This is a genomic window from Anaerosporobacter faecicola, assembly GCF_012070565.1.
Classification (GTDB): Bacteria; Bacillota; Clostridia; order Lachnospirales; family Lachnospiraceae; genus Anaerosporobacter; species Anaerosporobacter faecicola.
Genome location: NZ_JAAQRO010000023.1, coordinates 84,663 through 100,644, shown reverse-complemented (window position 1 = coordinate 100,644; position 15,982 = coordinate 84,663). Strand labels below are relative to the sequence as shown.

Genomic DNA, 15,982 nt, shown 5'->3' with positions numbered 1-15,982 from the left:
AGTAAGATGAATAATGGGATTTTAAAAGAAAACAAGAAAGCGTCGAAAAGAAATAAATGGTGGGTAGTAGTCCTTTTTATTGCATTTGCATTTACCTTATATCTAGTGGAAGCTAGCCCATTTAGCAGTACAGAAGTTGCCAAGTACAATAACGGTTATGGAACATTTGATATGAAAAGTTATGATGTTGACCAAGTGACAAGTGTATTGTCCACAATGGAGGACAAGGGTTTTTCCGTTTATCGAAGTTATTTTATTTGTGATACATTTTTTATACTTGCTTTTGGTGCATTCCAATTGTATCTTGCTATGGTGGCGTTTTCCTGGTGTAAGAAAAAATCTTTAAGGTATCTTGTATATGCGGTGGTTATTGCAAGAGGTTGTTTTGATTTCGTAGAGAATGTATTACTTTATACGGTTTTGGATCGTTTTCCTGGTAAGATTGGTACGCTTGTTCAAATTGCTAGCGCCGCTACCCAAGGAAAGCTATGGTGTATCCGTATCTGGGGTGTTTCGTTGTTGATCGGTATATTTGGTTTGGTTTACACGAAAAAAATAAGAAAATCCATTTCGTAATAGAGTTATGATAAAAATTAATCATGATATTCCTTTTTGCTTACTATAATAGACATAGGAAAGAAAAAAGGAAGGCAAATTATGAAGAAACGATTCCTATTTTGTGTATTGGTACTTTTATTCCTTCTATGTGCAGTAGGTTGTAAGAAGAAGGAATCAAAGCAAGGATTCCAGCCACCAATGAAAGGATTCACATGGGGCATGTCTTGTAAAGATGCACTTGCGTTGATTGGGGAAGGCAAGTATGACAAGTTGGATCTTGAAGATGGATTGCATGTTGCCATCATACTAAAGGAAAATGTAAAATTGTTTGACGCACAGGCTCAACCATATCTTTTGTTTTCAAAAGAATTGTGTAAGGATGCTGAGGATGGCGGACGGTTACAAGCTGTTATACTACGATATATGGACATCTCAGAAGAACAATTATTTACGAACATGACAGAGGAGATGGGAGATGCAACCCGTGATTCTGCTCCAGTGGAAGAAGTTAAGAATTACATATGGGACAGCAAGACAACATTAGCAGACCTGTCCAAAAAGGATTATAAATGTATCGCAGATTTTATGAGCAACGAAGAGCAAGCCAAAAAATTGGTTGAACCAGATCGGGGAGTTGCCCTAGAAGTGCCAACGGAGGAACAACCTGTCAATGCTGTTGCCTTGAAGAAAGTAACAACAGATGGAACGGTAAATCTTAGTGTGGTTTATTATGGTGATTGGTTATACTTATTAAAAGTTCTACAGGAAGAGCAATAAGGAACCTTACAAAAATGTACGTTTGCTGTAAGTTAGATGAATGGCAGTCAATCCCCCTTTCTGATAATATAATGATAGAAGTTGAAGATTTTATGAAGCGAATATCGTTATAGTATATAGAAAGGGGTACTTTTATGAAGAAAAGAAGAATAATTGGATTTGGAATCTTAAGTTTCCTTTGTATTTGTTTTCTGGCGTCAATCATATATGTGACGCCAGTGGTAAGAGACGGTTACCATATGTATCAAAAAGCAATGGAAGAAGAAAGCATAGAGGATAAGGTACAAGAAATCCGTCAAAAAGCTACCTTTATTCCTTTGGATCAGATACCAGAAGAATATCTGACTGCATTGGTGAAATCAGAAGATCAGAGATATTATTCCCATCATGGGTTTGACTATATTGCCACAGCGCGTGCAATGGTAAACAACATAAAGGCACGTGCATTCAAAGAAGGAGGAAGTACAATAACACAACAGTTGGCAAAGAATATGTACTTCTCTTTTGAAAAGAAGCTAGAGAGAAAAGTTGCCGAACTTTTTGTAGCAAAGGATCTGGAACGAAAATTAAGCAAAGAGGAAATCCTGGAATTATACTGTAACGTAATCTATTTTGGAGAAGATTGTTACGGAATAAAAGAAGCAGCGAACCATTATTATGGGATAGAACCTGCAGAATTGTCAGAAGACCAGATCAAAGCTTTGGTATATACGATTAAATCACCAAATAACTATAATCCTAACGCGGGACAAATCTATACGATTCATAATTAAGGAATGTAAGTTGAACTTTTTCCTATAGGCAGGATGCCATATGTTGTACGAACAATGGTATCCTGCCTTTTTGAATCCATAAACCGCTTATTTCTTTGCTGCATTTTGATGATTACTGTAAGAAAAGTAGAATATAAATCAAATAGTGTTGATTTGACAGACGGAATATTGAATGGTAGAGTAGAATGGATAATAAAAAATAAGGGTGATGGTCATGGAGAAAAAAAGAAATTGGTTTGGTGTGAAACACATCTATAATAAGTGCAAACAAGGAGTCAAACGCTTTCTTGCATATTGGAATCGTAATTTTGCTGATACCTATAAAGGATTCGCAATCCTATCGATACTACTTACAGGGGTTGGGTTTGCAGCCGCAATAAGAGCGTATGTTTCTATGTTACCAGCGTGGATTTGTTTTAGTGTAGGAATTGTACTTACTGGTTTAATCCTATTTCTATTGCATATTGGTTGCTATATTGTATTTGGAGGAAAGAGAAAAGGGGTTTTCTATTGCTTCTTCCCAATTCTTCTGTTGTTCAGTTATGCTTCGTTAGCAAGTCAGGGATCCAGTATGGGAGTATCCTTTTTCGCTTCCGTTAGTATCATGATACTGGTTGATTTGTGTGGTCGTAGTATATGGGCTTTGCTTCGAAAGAAGAGACATACCATTACAATTCTATGTACATTAATCCTTACGGTCGTTTCGTTAGGAGGAGTTGGCTATTTTCTTGGTTTTGATGGCTTCGAAGATGGTTATGTGCGGGAATATCTTCAATACAAGAAAGCAGAAGAACCAAAAGATAAAACACAGGTACCAACTGGATTTGATGCGTCCATTGCAGTAGGGGAGAAGACTGTGCAAACGGTAGAGTATGGAGTAGAAAAGTCTTGTGATTTGCCATCAACCACGTATAATCTATCCTCTTTTGCGAAACGTACGTCTTTAACTGGTTGGGGAATGGACAAGTATTTTGGCAATGATCTTGCTCATACACCGATTGCGGGAAGAGTATGGTATCCGGAAGAAGATAACCAATGCCCGGTATTGTTTATTGTACATGGTAATCATAATTATACGACGCCTTCCTATGAAGGATATGCTTATCTTGGGGAATATCTGGCATCGCAAGGGTATGTAGTTGTATCGGTCGATGAGAATTATTGTAATGAATTAAGTGATGAAAATGATGGGAGAGCAGTCTTATTACTGGAAAATATGAAGAAGGTTCTATCCTATAATGAACAGGAAGGAAATATTCTCTATCAGAAAATTGATCCAAGTAAGATTGCGATTGCAGGACATTCAAGAGGTGGAGAATGTGTGTCAACGGCGTATCTATTCAATCAGTATGATACGTATCCTGAAAATGGAAATATTAAGTTTTCCTATCATTATTCCATCAAAGCAATCCTATCCATTGCGCAAACAGTCGATCAATATATGCCTGCACAACATGAAGTTGCTTTACAAGATGTAAACTATCTTTTATTACATGGCGCCAATGATCAAGATGTAACAACCGTTATGGGAAATAAACAATATAAAAACATCAGTTATAGCGGAAATAAGGATTGTTTCAAGTCCATCTTATATATCGGTGGTGCAAATCATGGACAATTTAATAGTGAGTGGGGACAGTATGATAGTGCATTTCCGAATAAATATTTTTTGAATACAGAGAATTTGATTCCAGAAGAACAACAGCAAGAAATCCTTAAGATTTTTGCTAAAACGTATCTAGATGTCACATTAAAAGAAGATAAGACTTATGAAAGTTTATTTTCTAATTATGAGGCATATGAAACCTATCTGCCAGAGACGCTTTATCAACAGACATATTCCTCATCCCGCTTTGATTGTGTCAGCAATTTTGATGAAGATTCGAATCTAGAAACAGGAACGATGGATGGGGTCCGCATTGCTACGGAGCATACCTCTCTGTGGAGAGAAGTACAGACGCCTGGAGGATATGGAGGAACTGGAGAAAACCATGCCATTCGTGTTGATTGGCGTAATACGGAAGAAGCAAAGATCAAACTAACCATACCAACATATGATGCAAGGGAAACTACGTTTCAATTTGATCTAGCAGACTTAGAAGAAGAGAGAAAAAGCCAGCCGCAGTTTCTTGGTGGAAGTGTAACATTGGTTGACGGTGCAGGGGAAGAAGCAATGGTTTCAATCCGTGATTGTGCAACGGTTTATCCATCTTTACCTGTACAGTTATATAAGGTCGATTATCTATTTGATCTGTATGAATATAAACATCAGTTTCAAACTGTACGAATGGGCATGAGCAAGTTTGAAGAGAATAATCCAAAGTTTGATCCGAGCAAGATTGTGAAGATCGTATTTACATTTCATGATCGTACAGAAGGTAAGATTAAAATCGATAATGTTGGTTTTGAACGATAATTGTATTCCACGGTAAATTGAATGAGAAGCAGTGGAAGAAGCTTCTTCAAAAACAATTTAATAAACAATTAAAAAGCAATAAAAAAACAATCTCCATGAAGGAAGATTTCAGATTTTGCGGTTAGCGCAAGAAATGGATCTAAATTCATGGACGGTTGTTTTTTTCTATATTAGGGTTTGAACGTGGTATCGTTCTAGTTAACTTTATCAACCAAAGTCAACTAGGAATACATTGCATGTTATACGAAAAATGGTATAATAGATACTAGAAAGGAAATAGAGGTAGTTACCAGACTTCTTGAAGGGCATGGTGATAAGAATGAAGGAAATTAATATTGGTGAAAAAATTATAGAAAAAAGAAAAGAAAAAGGGATTACCCAGGAAGATCTAGCGAAGTATATTGGAGTTTCCAAGGCCTCTGTCTCCAAATGGGAAACAGGGCAAAGTTACCCGGATATTACAACCTTACCATTATTGGCAACATATTTTGATATTACGGTAGATGAACTTCTTGGCTATTCCCCCCAATTGACCAAGGAGGCAATTCATAAACTATATGCATCCTTGGCTGAAAAATTCGTAAAAGAAGGATATGAACTGACATATTTGGAATGTAAGGAATTGGGGAAAAAGTATTATTCCTGTTATGAGTTACAATTTTATCTGTCGTTACTTTATGTGAATTATGGAATCAATGCACCAACTGAGGAATGTAAGAACGACATGTTTCAAACGGCAATCGAGATTAGTAAGCGAATAAAAGAAGAATCGGGAGATTCCTTACTTATGAATAATGCCAATTCGCTAGAAGCAACGGTCAATCTGTTGCAGCAGAATGCACTTGAGGTGGTGGAACTATTAGAAGATACGTTGGTTCCAAGGCAAGAAGATGAAGTAGTCTTGGCCAATGCATATTTGATGTTAGGGAAGACCGATAAAGCAATGGAGGCGTTACAGTTTCGAATATATGAAAATGTAATTTTGCTAATTGGTGAGTTGACTTCCTATCAAATGCTTTTTGTAGAGGATACCAATACATATGATGTGATTCGGAATCGAATCCAACAGATCGTAGACGCATTTCAAGTTGAAAAACTTCATCCCAGTTTGATTTGTAATATGTATCTTTCTTCAGCAACAGCTTATATGCAACAAGGAAAAACCGAAGAAGCAATAAAAGAATTACAATCCTATGTACGAACAACTAGAAATTTTACCTTTCCAGTGCAAATATCGGAAGACGATTTTTTTACAATGGTAAAGGCAAAGTATGAGGATTTTGGTATCGGTATGGTATCACCAAGAGATGAAGAATCAATAAAGTTGAGTATTGTATCTGCTGTAAGAGATAATCCAACATTTCAACCCTTAAAAGAACAGCAAGTTTTTAAAAGTATTGTAAAACAGTTGGAGAGCATGTAAAGAATCGTTTTAAATTAGTGAAGAAATAAAGAAACAAATAAACAAGCAAATAAACAAACAAATAAACAAACAAATTAACACGAAACAATAAACAGGGTAGGAAAGCCCATATGAAGTGTGTTTAAAAGGAGGAGTTCTTATGTATTTAGCAACAGGTTTTGAAGTGATAAAAGAAAATTTACCAATTATCTTACCAATTTTGGTTGTGGAACTTATATTGTTGATCACAGCATTAACACATGTTTTACGTCACCATACCTATCGTTTTGGCAATAAGATTATGTGGGTGTTGATCGTTGTATTCCTACAAATCATAGGACCTGTTATCTATTTTGCAATCGGAAGAGGAGACGAATAAGATGAACATCTTAGAAGTAGAAGAGGTATCAAAAACATTTGGAAATCAGAAGATTTTAGATGGTGTTAATTTTCATGTTCCAGAACATTCGGTATTCGGTTTTCTTGGACAGAATGGTGCAGGAAAGACTACAACGATGAAGATCGTTTTAGGATTGCTACAAGCAGATCATGGAACCGTTCGTGTGAATGACCAGAAAGTAACCTATGGACAGACGAAGACAAACCGATATATCGGTTATCTGCCTGATGTTCCTGAGTATTACGGTTATATGAAACCGAAAGAATATTTACGCTTATGTGGAGAAATCACAGGGGTAAGTAAAAAAGAAGCGGATAAGAGAATTGAAGAACTTCTGCATCTAGTTGGTCTTGAAAAAGCGAACAAGAAAATCGCCGGTTTTTCTCGTGGTATGAAACAACGGTTAGGAATTGCACAAGCATTGTTTAATGAACCAAAACTATTGATTTGTGATGAACCAACATCTGCCCTTGATCCAATTGGGCGGAAGGAGATCTTGGATATTCTGTATCAAGTAAAGGATAAAACCACAGTTGTATTTTCGACGCATATCTTATCAGATGTGGAACGAATCTGTGATACCATTGCTGTACTCAATAAGGGAAAGATACAGATGCAAGGAGAACTTTCACAAATTAAAGAAAAAAATAAACGAGAAGGTGTAGAAGTGGAATTTGCATCAAAGGATGCAAAAGAACGATTCCTAGAAGAGATGAACCAGAGACAGATTGTTTACAAACAAAGTGAAGAAAATCCTTTACTAGTGGAAGTTCGAGGAAAAGATCAAGAACAGCTTGCGAAAAGAACGTTGCATATATTAGCGGAAAAAGAAATCATACCAGTACGTTTCTTTTGTATGGAACCGACATTAGAAGATTTGTTTATGGAGGTTGTGAAGGGATAGTGTGAAGAAGCAAGTGTTCACACGATGATTTGTATATAGTACAAATCTGTCAAACTTTTGAAAGGGTATGGTACTATTATGAGAGCATATATAGCATTTACAAAAAAAGAATGGGTAGAGAGCATACGAACCTACCGCTTATTTATTCTATTAGCAGTATTCTTTGTTCTTGGAATTATGAATCCATTAACTGCAAAACTGACACCAACGTTGCTTGCCAATTTTGCCCCAGAGGGTATGGTGGTGGAAATTCCGACACCGACGGCGTTAGATTCTTGGATACAATTTCATAAGAATGTTCCACAGATGGGCTTGTTTGTATTAGTAATCATGTTCAGTGGAGCGATGACAGGGGAATATAATAAAGGTACTTTTGTTAATATGGTAACCAAGGGATTAAAACGTAGGACAATCATCTTTGCTAAGTTTACAATGTCCGTATTGTTGTGGACCATGAGCTTATTGCTATGCTTTGGATTGTCATCCTATTACACCGCCTATTATTGGAATCTTGATGGATTTACACAAATTCTACAATCCGTTATTTGCGTATGGTTGTTTGGTATTTTATTATTATCCATGCTTCTGTTCTTTGGCGCTGTTGTACGAAATGGTTATGCGTGTATGATGTTTACGGGAGGCATGGTCGTTATCTTTTTCTTACTGAATATGCTACCTTCTTTACAAAAATACAACCCAGTCTATCTAGTGGGATCCTGTCAATCGCTGATCACAGGGGAACTTGTAATGTCGGATTTTACAGCTTCCATTATAATTAGTATAGTATTCGTTGTACTGAGTATTGTTGGAAGTGTATTGTGCTTTGATCGTAAGAAATTATAATCAAAAAAATAGAATTTACAGATTGTAAATTCTATTTTTTTTTGACTAACTTATAGATGCTTAATCCTACATAGATAAACAATAGAATACATATTACGGATAATATAATATTAGTAAATCTAAGCTGTTTTACCAGATCAATATTTGCATTAGCCATATGTTCAAGCATTTTGATTAAAGCCGTATCATTAAACATGATAATAACCTCCAATCAAATTATCTATATTTTGCATTAAATGCTGTATACTGAAAATATGTAAATGATAAGTTTTTTTCGAAGAGGTAGTGTTTAAATAAGGCATTATCATAGAGAACTTATGAAAAACGATTCGGAATAACACTTGACAAGCTAACACTTGTTATCTATTATATAGATAACAAGTGTTAGCTTTTTGCTGTTATCGATGTTACGAAATCTTTTTTGATGATCTGGAATTGTTATTGCATATATAAGTTAACAGCTGGGATACAAAAGAAAGGGAGGAAGAGGAATGAGTGAAATTAATTTGGGGGAATACCTCTATGGAGGAATTGAGAAAATCATTAAGGGAGCAATGCGAACAACGTTACGGAATCCAAGAGAAACCGTATTCTTAGGAGGATTTGCAAAGAGCGCCAAAAAGGCTTCAAAGATTCGGAAAAGATATGAGGAAGAGCAGATTCATGTACCTGCATTTTTAATTGCTAGTATAACAACGAAATGTAATCTTCATTGTGCAGGTTGTTATGCAAGAGCGAATCATTCCTGTTTTGATGCAGAGAAGCAAGGCCAGATGACAGGGGAAGAATGGGGACATGTTTTTTCACAAGCAAAAGATATGGGCGTTAGTTTTATTCTTTTAGCTGGAGGAGAGCCTTTTTTAAGAAAAGATGTCTTGGAGAAGGCAACATTACATAAAGAAATCATATTCCCAATCTTTACAAATGGAACAATGTTTGATCTAGAACGTTTGGATCAATTTGACCACAATCGGAATCTAGTGCCAATCTTGAGTATTGAAGGAAAAAAAGATAAGACGGATGCAAGAAGAGGTCTTGGCATGTATGAACGCTTACAAGAAAATATGGAGCAATTAAAGAAAAAGGGCATTCTATATGGCGTATCTGTAACGGTTACAAAGACGAACCAAGAAGAAGTTATGAGTGAAGCATTTACAACAATGCTTGTAGAAAAAGGAGCAAAAGTTGTGATCTATGTGGAATATGTACCTGTGGATGAGCAAACAACAGAGCTTGCATTAACAGACGAGGATCGCAACAAAATGGAGAAGCGGTTGGCAGATTTGCGTATGGAACAACCAAATCTTGTATTCGTATCCTTTCCAGGGGACGAGAAAACATCAGGTGGATGTCTTGCAGCAGGGCGGGGGTTCTTTCACATAAATGCCATGGGCGGAGCAGAACCATGTCCTTTTTCTCCTTATTCTGATTGTAATGTTAGAGAAAAATCCTTACTAGAAGCATTACAATCTCCACTTTTCCAAAAATTACGCACAGAACATGTGCTTATGAAAGAACATATGGGAGGTTGCGTATTATTTGAACAAAAGGAGGAGGTAGAACGGATTATTAAAGAGGGAATGAAAGCAGGTAGAGAATTAGATTCAATCTGATTCCCTACACCACAAGCGAAGTATGGAAACAGGAGGATCGGATGGTAGAAAACAACCCAATTACATCAATAGATATAAAACCTACAAAAGAGGAAAAACCTACAAAAGAAAAAAGACCTACAAAAGAGAAAAAACATACAAAAGAAAAGATCCTTGAAGTGGCATTGGAACTGTTTTCCGAACGTGGGTACGAAGGGGTATCCATGAGAGATATAGCAGCGGCGGTGAATATTAAAGGGAGTTCCATCTACAAACACTATAAAGGAAAACAGGATATCATGGATTCTATTCTTGCATTGGTGGACCGACGTTATGAAAAATCGTTGCTGGAAAGCAACATTCCAATAGGAAATGCAGTAGAGGTATCTTCCATCTATGTGAATATTGATGAAGAACGACTCGTTACGATTGTATGGGATATGTTTCAGTATTTTGTGAAAGATCCTTATGTTATCAAATATCGTAAGATTCTTATGATGGAGCAGTATAAGAATAACTCGATGCAGCAAATGTTACAAAAGATTTACTATGATAATGCTTTGGCGTTTCAAGAAGAACTGTTTAAAATACTGATCGAGCAGGGGGAAATCAAGGCATATCCTCCGAAAATACTAGCAATTCAGTTTTATTCGCCAATCTTTCTGCTGATTTTTCGCTATGATGGTATGAATGGAGAAGAAGAAAAGGTAAAGGAATTGCTCAAAGAACATGTGCATACGTTTTTCACGGTGTATCATTTGTAACTGTATTTTTGTGGTTGGTAAGAAACGTATCATGCATTGCATATGCGAAAAGGGATAATATTGTTGAATTTAGGGGTTGACATCTGGAAATGCATGGTATATTATTCTGTTAGAAATGAAAAAGAAAGACGATAGATTCTTCTATCGTATATGGAGGGTTAAGATGATTATTATTACTTGGTAATTGGAATGGAACTGAATATGTATGGATAGGTTGCATTCGGTGCACTATCTTTGTCATGCCATTTAGCAAGTAGTAGAATATTCGTTTACCCTAATAGAGGATTGTTTGGATGATGTAGATGCAATAGATCATGGAATTCATGGTCTTTGGTTTACTGTTCCTTTTGGATGATTGAATGATGAGACACTTGGTGATTGCCAGGTGTTTTTTTAATTTATAGGAAAGTTCTCGAACTTTCCTATAAATTAAACCCTCCGGGGGAGGCACACTCGCCCATCAAACGTTTCACTTGTTTTGTCCCGTAGAGGTTTTTATTCGTCGGAAACGCGTATGCACCTACTTTCGAAACGAATTACGAACGCGAAATGGCTTAAGGAAGGTATGGTGGTTAAATGTCATTAATTCAAGTGCGTCATTTAACATTTTCTTATGAAGGAAGTTATGATGAAATCTTTCATCAAGTATCATTTCAAATTGATACGGATTGGAAATTAGGATTTGTAGGTCGCAATGGAAGGGGAAAAACTACATTTTTAAATCTTTTGCTAGGTAAGTACCCGTATTCAGGAACAATTACTTCTTCTGTAGTATTTGAATATTTCCCGTATGAAGTGAAGGATAAAACAAAAACAACATTTGAAATTTTAGAACAGATTAATCCGAATTATGAGTTTTGGGAAGTGTGTAAAGAGTTATCATTGCTTGGAGTTGGGGATGATATTTGGGATCGTCCATTTCAAACGTTAAGTAACGGAGAACGTACAAAGGTTTTGCTTGGCATCTTATTTACAAAAGAAAATATGTTCTTGCTCATTGACGAACCAACCAATCATTTGGATGTGGAAACACGTGATGTTGTAAAAGAATATTTAAAGAAAAAGAAAGGATTTATCTTGGTATCCCACGATCGGAATCTACTAGATGCATGTATTGACCATGTGTTATCCATTAATCGTACCAATATTGATGTAGTGCAGGGGAATTTTACTTCATGGTATGAGAACAAACAAAAGCAAGATGCTTATGAAATGGCAAAGAATGACCAACTAAAGAAAGAGATTCATCGATTGAAAGATGCAGCGATGCAGTCAAAGCAATGGGGAGATGAAGTGGAGTCTACCAAGATTGGACCGAAATCAGAGAAATACGAGAAATGTATTGATACACGTGCATATGTTGGAGAAAAGGCAAAACGAATGCAACAAAGAAAGAAAAATCTTGAGCGACGGCAACAGCAAGAGATAGAGGAAAAGGCAGGTTTGCTTAAGAACTTGGAAACAAAAGAAGATCTGATTTTGAAACCAGTGGAGTTTCATCAACGAATTGTGGTGGAGGCAAAGGAAATCAAACTATTCTACGGAGATAAGGTCGTTTGTCAGAATATGAATTTTCAGGTACCGGTAGGTTCCTGCGTTGCACTGCAAGGTCGGAATGGTTCTGGAAAATCTACAATATTAAAGAAAATCTTAGGAGAGGAGATCCGTATGGAAGGAACCCTTCGAGTACCACAAGGATTAAGAATCTCTTATGTACCACAGGAAACAGATTTTCTTAAAGGAAACTTGCGTGATTATATCGAGAATTGTGGTGTGGACCGAAGTTTGTTCCTACAATTTTTGAGAAAATTAGACTTTTCTAGAGAACAGTTTGATAAGAATATGGAGTCTTTTAGTGAGGGACAAAAAAAGAAAGTTTTACTTGCAAGAAGTTTATGTGAGCAAGCGCATCTCTATATCTGGGATGAACCACTTAACTTTATTGACCTTCTTTCACGAATACAGATTGAGGAACTTATATTAAAGTATCATCCGACAATCCTTATGGTGGAACATGATAAGACCTTTATCGAACATGTCGCAGACCAGGTGATTGTTTTAAAGTAAATTAATGCGTACTAATTTTGTTTGATGTTCTGTAGGAGAATGTGTGGAGTTTACACGTTGTTCTGGATTGGTAGGAATCTTCCTAATCCACTCATCGCAAAATTAATTCGAAAAGAAGTTAAGGTTCGTTTTTGGCCAGGGGAATGCTATAGTAGAGGATGATACAAAAGAATACGTGTTAGACATACGGAGGAGAGTATACATGAAATATCAAATTATGGGTGGCCTTGTTAAATTTGCAGCTACTACAATATTAGAAAATATAAATTTTGAAATTCGGGATCATGAAAAGATTGCAATCGTAGGAAGGAACGGTTGTGGTAAAACAACATTATTAAATCTGATTGCTGGAAACATCGAGTTAAGCAATCTAGATAGTGATGAAGATTGTGGGATTTCCATGGCGGGGAATCTCAAGATCGGATTTTTAAAACAAATTGACTTTACCGATTCCGAGGAAACGATAGAGGGAGAAATTCTAAAGGTGTATGCACCTGTTTTTGAGATGAAAAAGAGAATGGATGAATTGGTCACTCTTATGGAGAACAATCCTTCTGAACAGATTCTTAATGAGTATGGTAGATTGTCTCAAGCTTATGAAAATGCAGGTGGCTATACCTATCGACAAGATATGGAAACGGTGTTTCAGCGGTTTGGATTTGAACTGCGTGATTTAGCAAGACCAATTCAGTCTTTATCGGGAGGACAACAAACAAGAATCGCATTTGTAAAACTGTTACTGAGTAAACCAGATATTTTGTTGCTTGATGAGCCTACAAACCATCTGGATATGCCGACAATTGAATGGCTGGAAGGATATCTTAAGAATTACAGCAAAGCGGTTGTTATTGTATCCCATGATCGAATGTTCTTAGATCATATTATTGATGTTACGTATGAAATCGAGTATAAGACAATCAAGCGATATCCTGGCAATTATTCTGCATTTATTCAGAGAAAGCGATTAGATGCGGACAAACAGGAGAAGGATTATATTGCACAGCAAAAGGAAATTGCAAGATTGCAGATGCTTGTTGAAAAGTGGAAGAATACACCAACGAAAGTAGCCATGACTCGCTCAAAACTAAAAGCGATTGAACATATGGACAAGATTGAAAAGCCTAGAAGATTTGATACAAAAGCATTTCATGCTAGTTTTTCTCCTAGAATTGAGTCTCATAAGGAAGTTATGCGAATTAAAAAACTAGAGATTGGATATGATTGTACGCTAAGTACCATTAATCTGGAAATTCTGAAAGGACAGAAGATTGCGGTTATTGGCGAGAATGGAAAGGGAAAATCTACTTTGCTAAAGACGTTAGTTGGTCAGATTCCTGCACTTGGTGGTTCCTATGAATACGGAATTGATGTTGAGATGGGGTACTTTGAACAGCAAATGGCACAGTATACCAGTGAAGAAACCATACTGGATGATTTCTGGAATACCTATCCAAACTTGAAACAGGTTGAAGTAAGAACAGCGCTTGGACATTTCTTATTCTCTCAGGATGATGTATTTAAGAAGATCTCACAGTTATCAGGAGGGGAAAAAGTGCGTTTGGCGTTATTGAAAATCTTCCAGACCAAGCCGAATTTTCTCATGTTAGATGAGCCAACCAATCATATGGATATGGTTGGTAAACAAGCGTTGGAGAGTATGCTTCGTTCCTATGAAGGAACGGTACTATTCGTATCCCATGATCGATATTTTGTCAAGGAAGTTGCCACAGCTATGTTGGTTTTTGAAGAAAATCAAGTGAATTACTATCCTTGTGGATATGAGGAATATCTTGAGGAAAGACAAAAGAGAAACAGTGCGGAACGGAATAAATCCAATAATATAGGAAAAAGCAATGTAGCAAAACAACAAATGCAACAAGAAGAACAACCTGCCAAACAGGAAGTAAAATCATACAATCCAGGAAAAGAGGAAAGTAAGCGATTACGACAAATTAAAAAATTAGAAGAAAAGATCGCAGAATGTGAACAAAAGATAGAAGAACTAAGACAAGAAAGCCAAAAAGAAGAATACGCAACCGATTATAAAAAGTTAGAAGAACTCGCTACCAAGACCCAGGAAGTCGAAGAAGAATGGGAACAACACATGGAAAATCTAGAAAGCCTACAATAACCAACCTTGCAAAACCACTTATTACAAACTATAATGAAAAGGTGGACAGCGAAGCTGCTTAGACTTACGAAGGAAGTCTGACTCCGAAGGAGCACGAAGTGGTAAAATTTGATTGGAGGATATACGTCATGGTGAAAAGGATTAGACGTGGGAAAGTGATTTTAGCGGCATTGGCAGTTATGTTTATAGCGACATCATGTGGTGGAAAGATGAGTGCCAGTGATTATTATAAACAAGGGATGAAACAATACAAAGCAGAAAAATATGAGGATGCAAGTGCAAGCCTGAAAGAGGCAGTGAAAAAAAATCCGAATAAAGCAGAGTATTATATTGATTATGGAATGACCCTAATCCAGTGTCAGAATTACGAAGAGGCATTAATCCAGTTTGATAAAGCAATTCTGGATAAGGATAATAAAATCGTTCGAGAGAACAATAAAATGGCATATCGAGGAAAAGGAATTGCCTATTATTGTTCTGCAGATTATGAAGCAGCTATAAAAGAATTTCAAAATGCATTGAACATAGCGGATCGTTCGGATCTCGATGTGGATTTGGGATTCTATTTGGGAGATGCCCAGACAAAGATGCTAGATCAAACAGGAGCGATCGAAACCTATACGAAGATTATTGATCGTCATCCAGATCAAAGTGATGCATATTATAAACGAGCAATTTTAGAAGGTCAGACTGGAAGTTTGGAGGATTCTATTGCAGATTTTGATAAAGCGATTTCTTATGAAAAAGAAAACTATGAATACTACTTTGGAAAATACGCCATCCTACTAGAGCAAGGGGACAATGCTGGAGCGCAGGAAGTACTTACTAAGGCTTTGGCAATTAAGACGAAATCCAAAGAAGATTATTATAATGTTGCAATCATACATTTCTATCAAGAGAATTATGATACAGCAAAAGCAGAATTTGCAGAAGCCATTAATAATGGCTTTACTGGAGCGTATTATTATCTTGGAGAAATTGCTATGGTCGAGAAAGACTATGAAACCGCTGCGTCAAATTATGAGCAGTATATACAAACCATGGGAACACAAAAATCTGCAATGGTATATAACCAATTGGGAGAAGCATATCTCAAACTAAAATCCTATGACCAGGCATTGCAGGCATTTGAAGATGGAATTGCTCTGAATGATAATAGTGTAATGCAACCATTAAAATATAATCAGATCATTGCCCTTGAATATAAAAGTGACTTTAAGAATGCGTATAAGAAAGCAAAGAAATATGTAAAAGAATATCCAGAAGATGAGGGCATGTCAAAAGAAGTACAATTCTTAAAAACCAGACAAAAAGGAGCCCTCGTGGACAATACAACAAAATAGATTGTTATTAGG

13 protein-coding genes are annotated in these 15,982 nt (G+C 36.5%); all 13 read left to right on the top strand.

What is annotated here, in order from left to right:
• Positions 1-6: 6 nt before the first annotated feature.
• The 13 genes from HBB17_RS10300 to HBB17_RS10240 all read left to right on the top strand — a co-directional run bounded on the left by HBB17_RS10300 (position 7) and on the right by HBB17_RS10240 (position 15,970).
• Positions 7-576 (top strand): hypothetical protein, encoded by a 570-nt coding sequence (locus HBB17_RS10300; protein ID WP_167957411.1) that lies wholly within the window; start codon positions 7-9, stop codon positions 574-576.
• Positions 577-657: 81 nt separating this feature from the next.
• On the top strand, positions 658-1,335 hold the full coding sequence (locus tag HBB17_RS10295) for a hypothetical protein (protein WP_167957410.1): 678 nt from the start codon (positions 658-660) through the stop codon (positions 1,333-1,335).
• Between the two features lie 134 nt (positions 1,336-1,469).
• Positions 1,470-2,108 (top strand): biosynthetic peptidoglycan transglycosylase, encoded by a 639-nt coding sequence (locus HBB17_RS10290; RefSeq protein ID WP_167957409.1) that lies wholly within the window; start codon positions 1,470-1,472, stop codon positions 2,106-2,108.
• A 214-nt stretch (positions 2,109-2,322) separates the two neighbouring features.
• Complete coding sequence (locus HBB17_RS10285; protein ID WP_167957408.1) at positions 2,323-4,524, top strand: poly(ethylene terephthalate) hydrolase family protein; 2,202 nt, start codon at positions 2,323-2,325, stop codon at positions 4,522-4,524.
• 307 nt (positions 4,525-4,831) lie between these two features.
• A complete protein-coding gene (locus HBB17_RS10280; RefSeq protein ID WP_167957407.1) occupies positions 4,832-5,947 on the top strand; it encodes a helix-turn-helix domain-containing protein in 1,116 nt (371 codons plus the stop codon).
• A gap of 139 nt (positions 5,948-6,086) precedes the next feature.
• Positions 6,087-6,305 (top strand): PLDc N-terminal domain-containing protein, encoded by a 219-nt coding sequence (locus tag HBB17_RS10275; protein ID WP_167957406.1) that lies wholly within the window; start codon positions 6,087-6,089, stop codon positions 6,303-6,305.
• Position 6,306: 1 nt separating this feature from the next.
• The gene (locus tag HBB17_RS10270) at positions 6,307-7,230 is read left to right on the top strand and encodes an ABC transporter ATP-binding protein (protein WP_167957405.1); all 924 of its coding nucleotides are present in this window, start codon (positions 6,307-6,309) and stop codon (positions 7,228-7,230) included.
• Positions 7,231-7,308: 78 nt separating this feature from the next.
• Positions 7,309-8,073 (top strand): ABC transporter permease, encoded by a 765-nt coding sequence (locus tag HBB17_RS10265; protein WP_167957404.1) that lies wholly within the window; start codon positions 7,309-7,311, stop codon positions 8,071-8,073.
• 491 nt (positions 8,074-8,564) lie between these two features.
• Complete coding sequence (locus HBB17_RS10260) at positions 8,565-9,686, top strand: radical SAM protein (protein WP_167957403.1); 1,122 nt, start codon at positions 8,565-8,567, stop codon at positions 9,684-9,686.
• A 41-nt stretch (positions 9,687-9,727) separates the two neighbouring features.
• Positions 9,728-10,429, top strand: coding sequence for a TetR/AcrR family transcriptional regulator (locus tag HBB17_RS10255; protein WP_167957402.1), 702 nt, complete (start codon positions 9,728-9,730; stop codon positions 10,427-10,429).
• Positions 10,430-11,005: 576 nt separating this feature from the next.
• On the top strand, positions 11,006-12,496 hold the full coding sequence (gene abc-f, locus HBB17_RS10250) for a ribosomal protection-like ABC-F family protein (RefSeq protein ID WP_167957401.1): 1,491 nt from the start codon (positions 11,006-11,008) through the stop codon (positions 12,494-12,496).
• A 202-nt stretch (positions 12,497-12,698) separates the two neighbouring features.
• Positions 12,699-14,627, top strand: coding sequence for an ABC-F family ATP-binding cassette domain-containing protein (locus HBB17_RS10245; RefSeq protein ID WP_167957400.1), 1,929 nt, complete (start codon positions 12,699-12,701; stop codon positions 14,625-14,627).
• Between the two features lie 128 nt (positions 14,628-14,755).
• The gene (locus HBB17_RS10240; RefSeq protein ID WP_167957399.1) at positions 14,756-15,970 is read left to right on the top strand and encodes a tetratricopeptide repeat protein; all 1,215 of its coding nucleotides are present in this window, start codon (positions 14,756-14,758) and stop codon (positions 15,968-15,970) included.
• Positions 15,971-15,982: the final 12 nt, after the last annotated feature.

Coding starts and splice junctions, on each gene's coding strand:
- HBB17_RS10280 (WP_167957407.1), top strand. CDS start 4,832: ATGGTGATAAGAATGAAGGAAATTAATATTGGTGAAAAAATTATAGAA.
- HBB17_RS10260 (WP_167957403.1), top strand. CDS start 8,565: ATGAGTGAAATTAATTTGGGGGAATACCTCTATGGAGGAATTGAGAAA.
- HBB17_RS10300 (WP_167957411.1), top strand. CDS start 7: ATGAATAATGGGATTTTAAAAGAAAACAAGAAAGCGTCGAAAAGAAAT.
- HBB17_RS10240 (WP_167957399.1), top strand. CDS start 14,756: ATGGTGAAAAGGATTAGACGTGGGAAAGTGATTTTAGCGGCATTGGCA.
- HBB17_RS10285 (WP_167957408.1), top strand. CDS start 2,323: ATGGAGAAAAAAAGAAATTGGTTTGGTGTGAAACACATCTATAATAAG.
- HBB17_RS10255 (WP_167957402.1), top strand. CDS start 9,728: ATGGTAGAAAACAACCCAATTACATCAATAGATATAAAACCTACAAAA.
- HBB17_RS10245 (WP_167957400.1), top strand. CDS start 12,699: ATGAAATATCAAATTATGGGTGGCCTTGTTAAATTTGCAGCTACTACA.
- HBB17_RS10290 (WP_167957409.1), top strand. CDS start 1,470: ATGAAGAAAAGAAGAATAATTGGATTTGGAATCTTAAGTTTCCTTTGT.
- HBB17_RS10275 (WP_167957406.1), top strand. CDS start 6,087: ATGTATTTAGCAACAGGTTTTGAAGTGATAAAAGAAAATTTACCAATT.
- HBB17_RS10295 (WP_167957410.1), top strand. CDS start 658: ATGAAGAAACGATTCCTATTTTGTGTATTGGTACTTTTATTCCTTCTA.
- abc-f (WP_167957401.1), top strand. CDS start 11,006: ATGTCATTAATTCAAGTGCGTCATTTAACATTTTCTTATGAAGGAAGT.
- HBB17_RS10270 (WP_167957405.1), top strand. CDS start 6,307: ATGAACATCTTAGAAGTAGAAGAGGTATCAAAAACATTTGGAAATCAG.
- HBB17_RS10265 (WP_167957404.1), top strand. CDS start 7,309: ATGAGAGCATATATAGCATTTACAAAAAAAGAATGGGTAGAGAGCATA.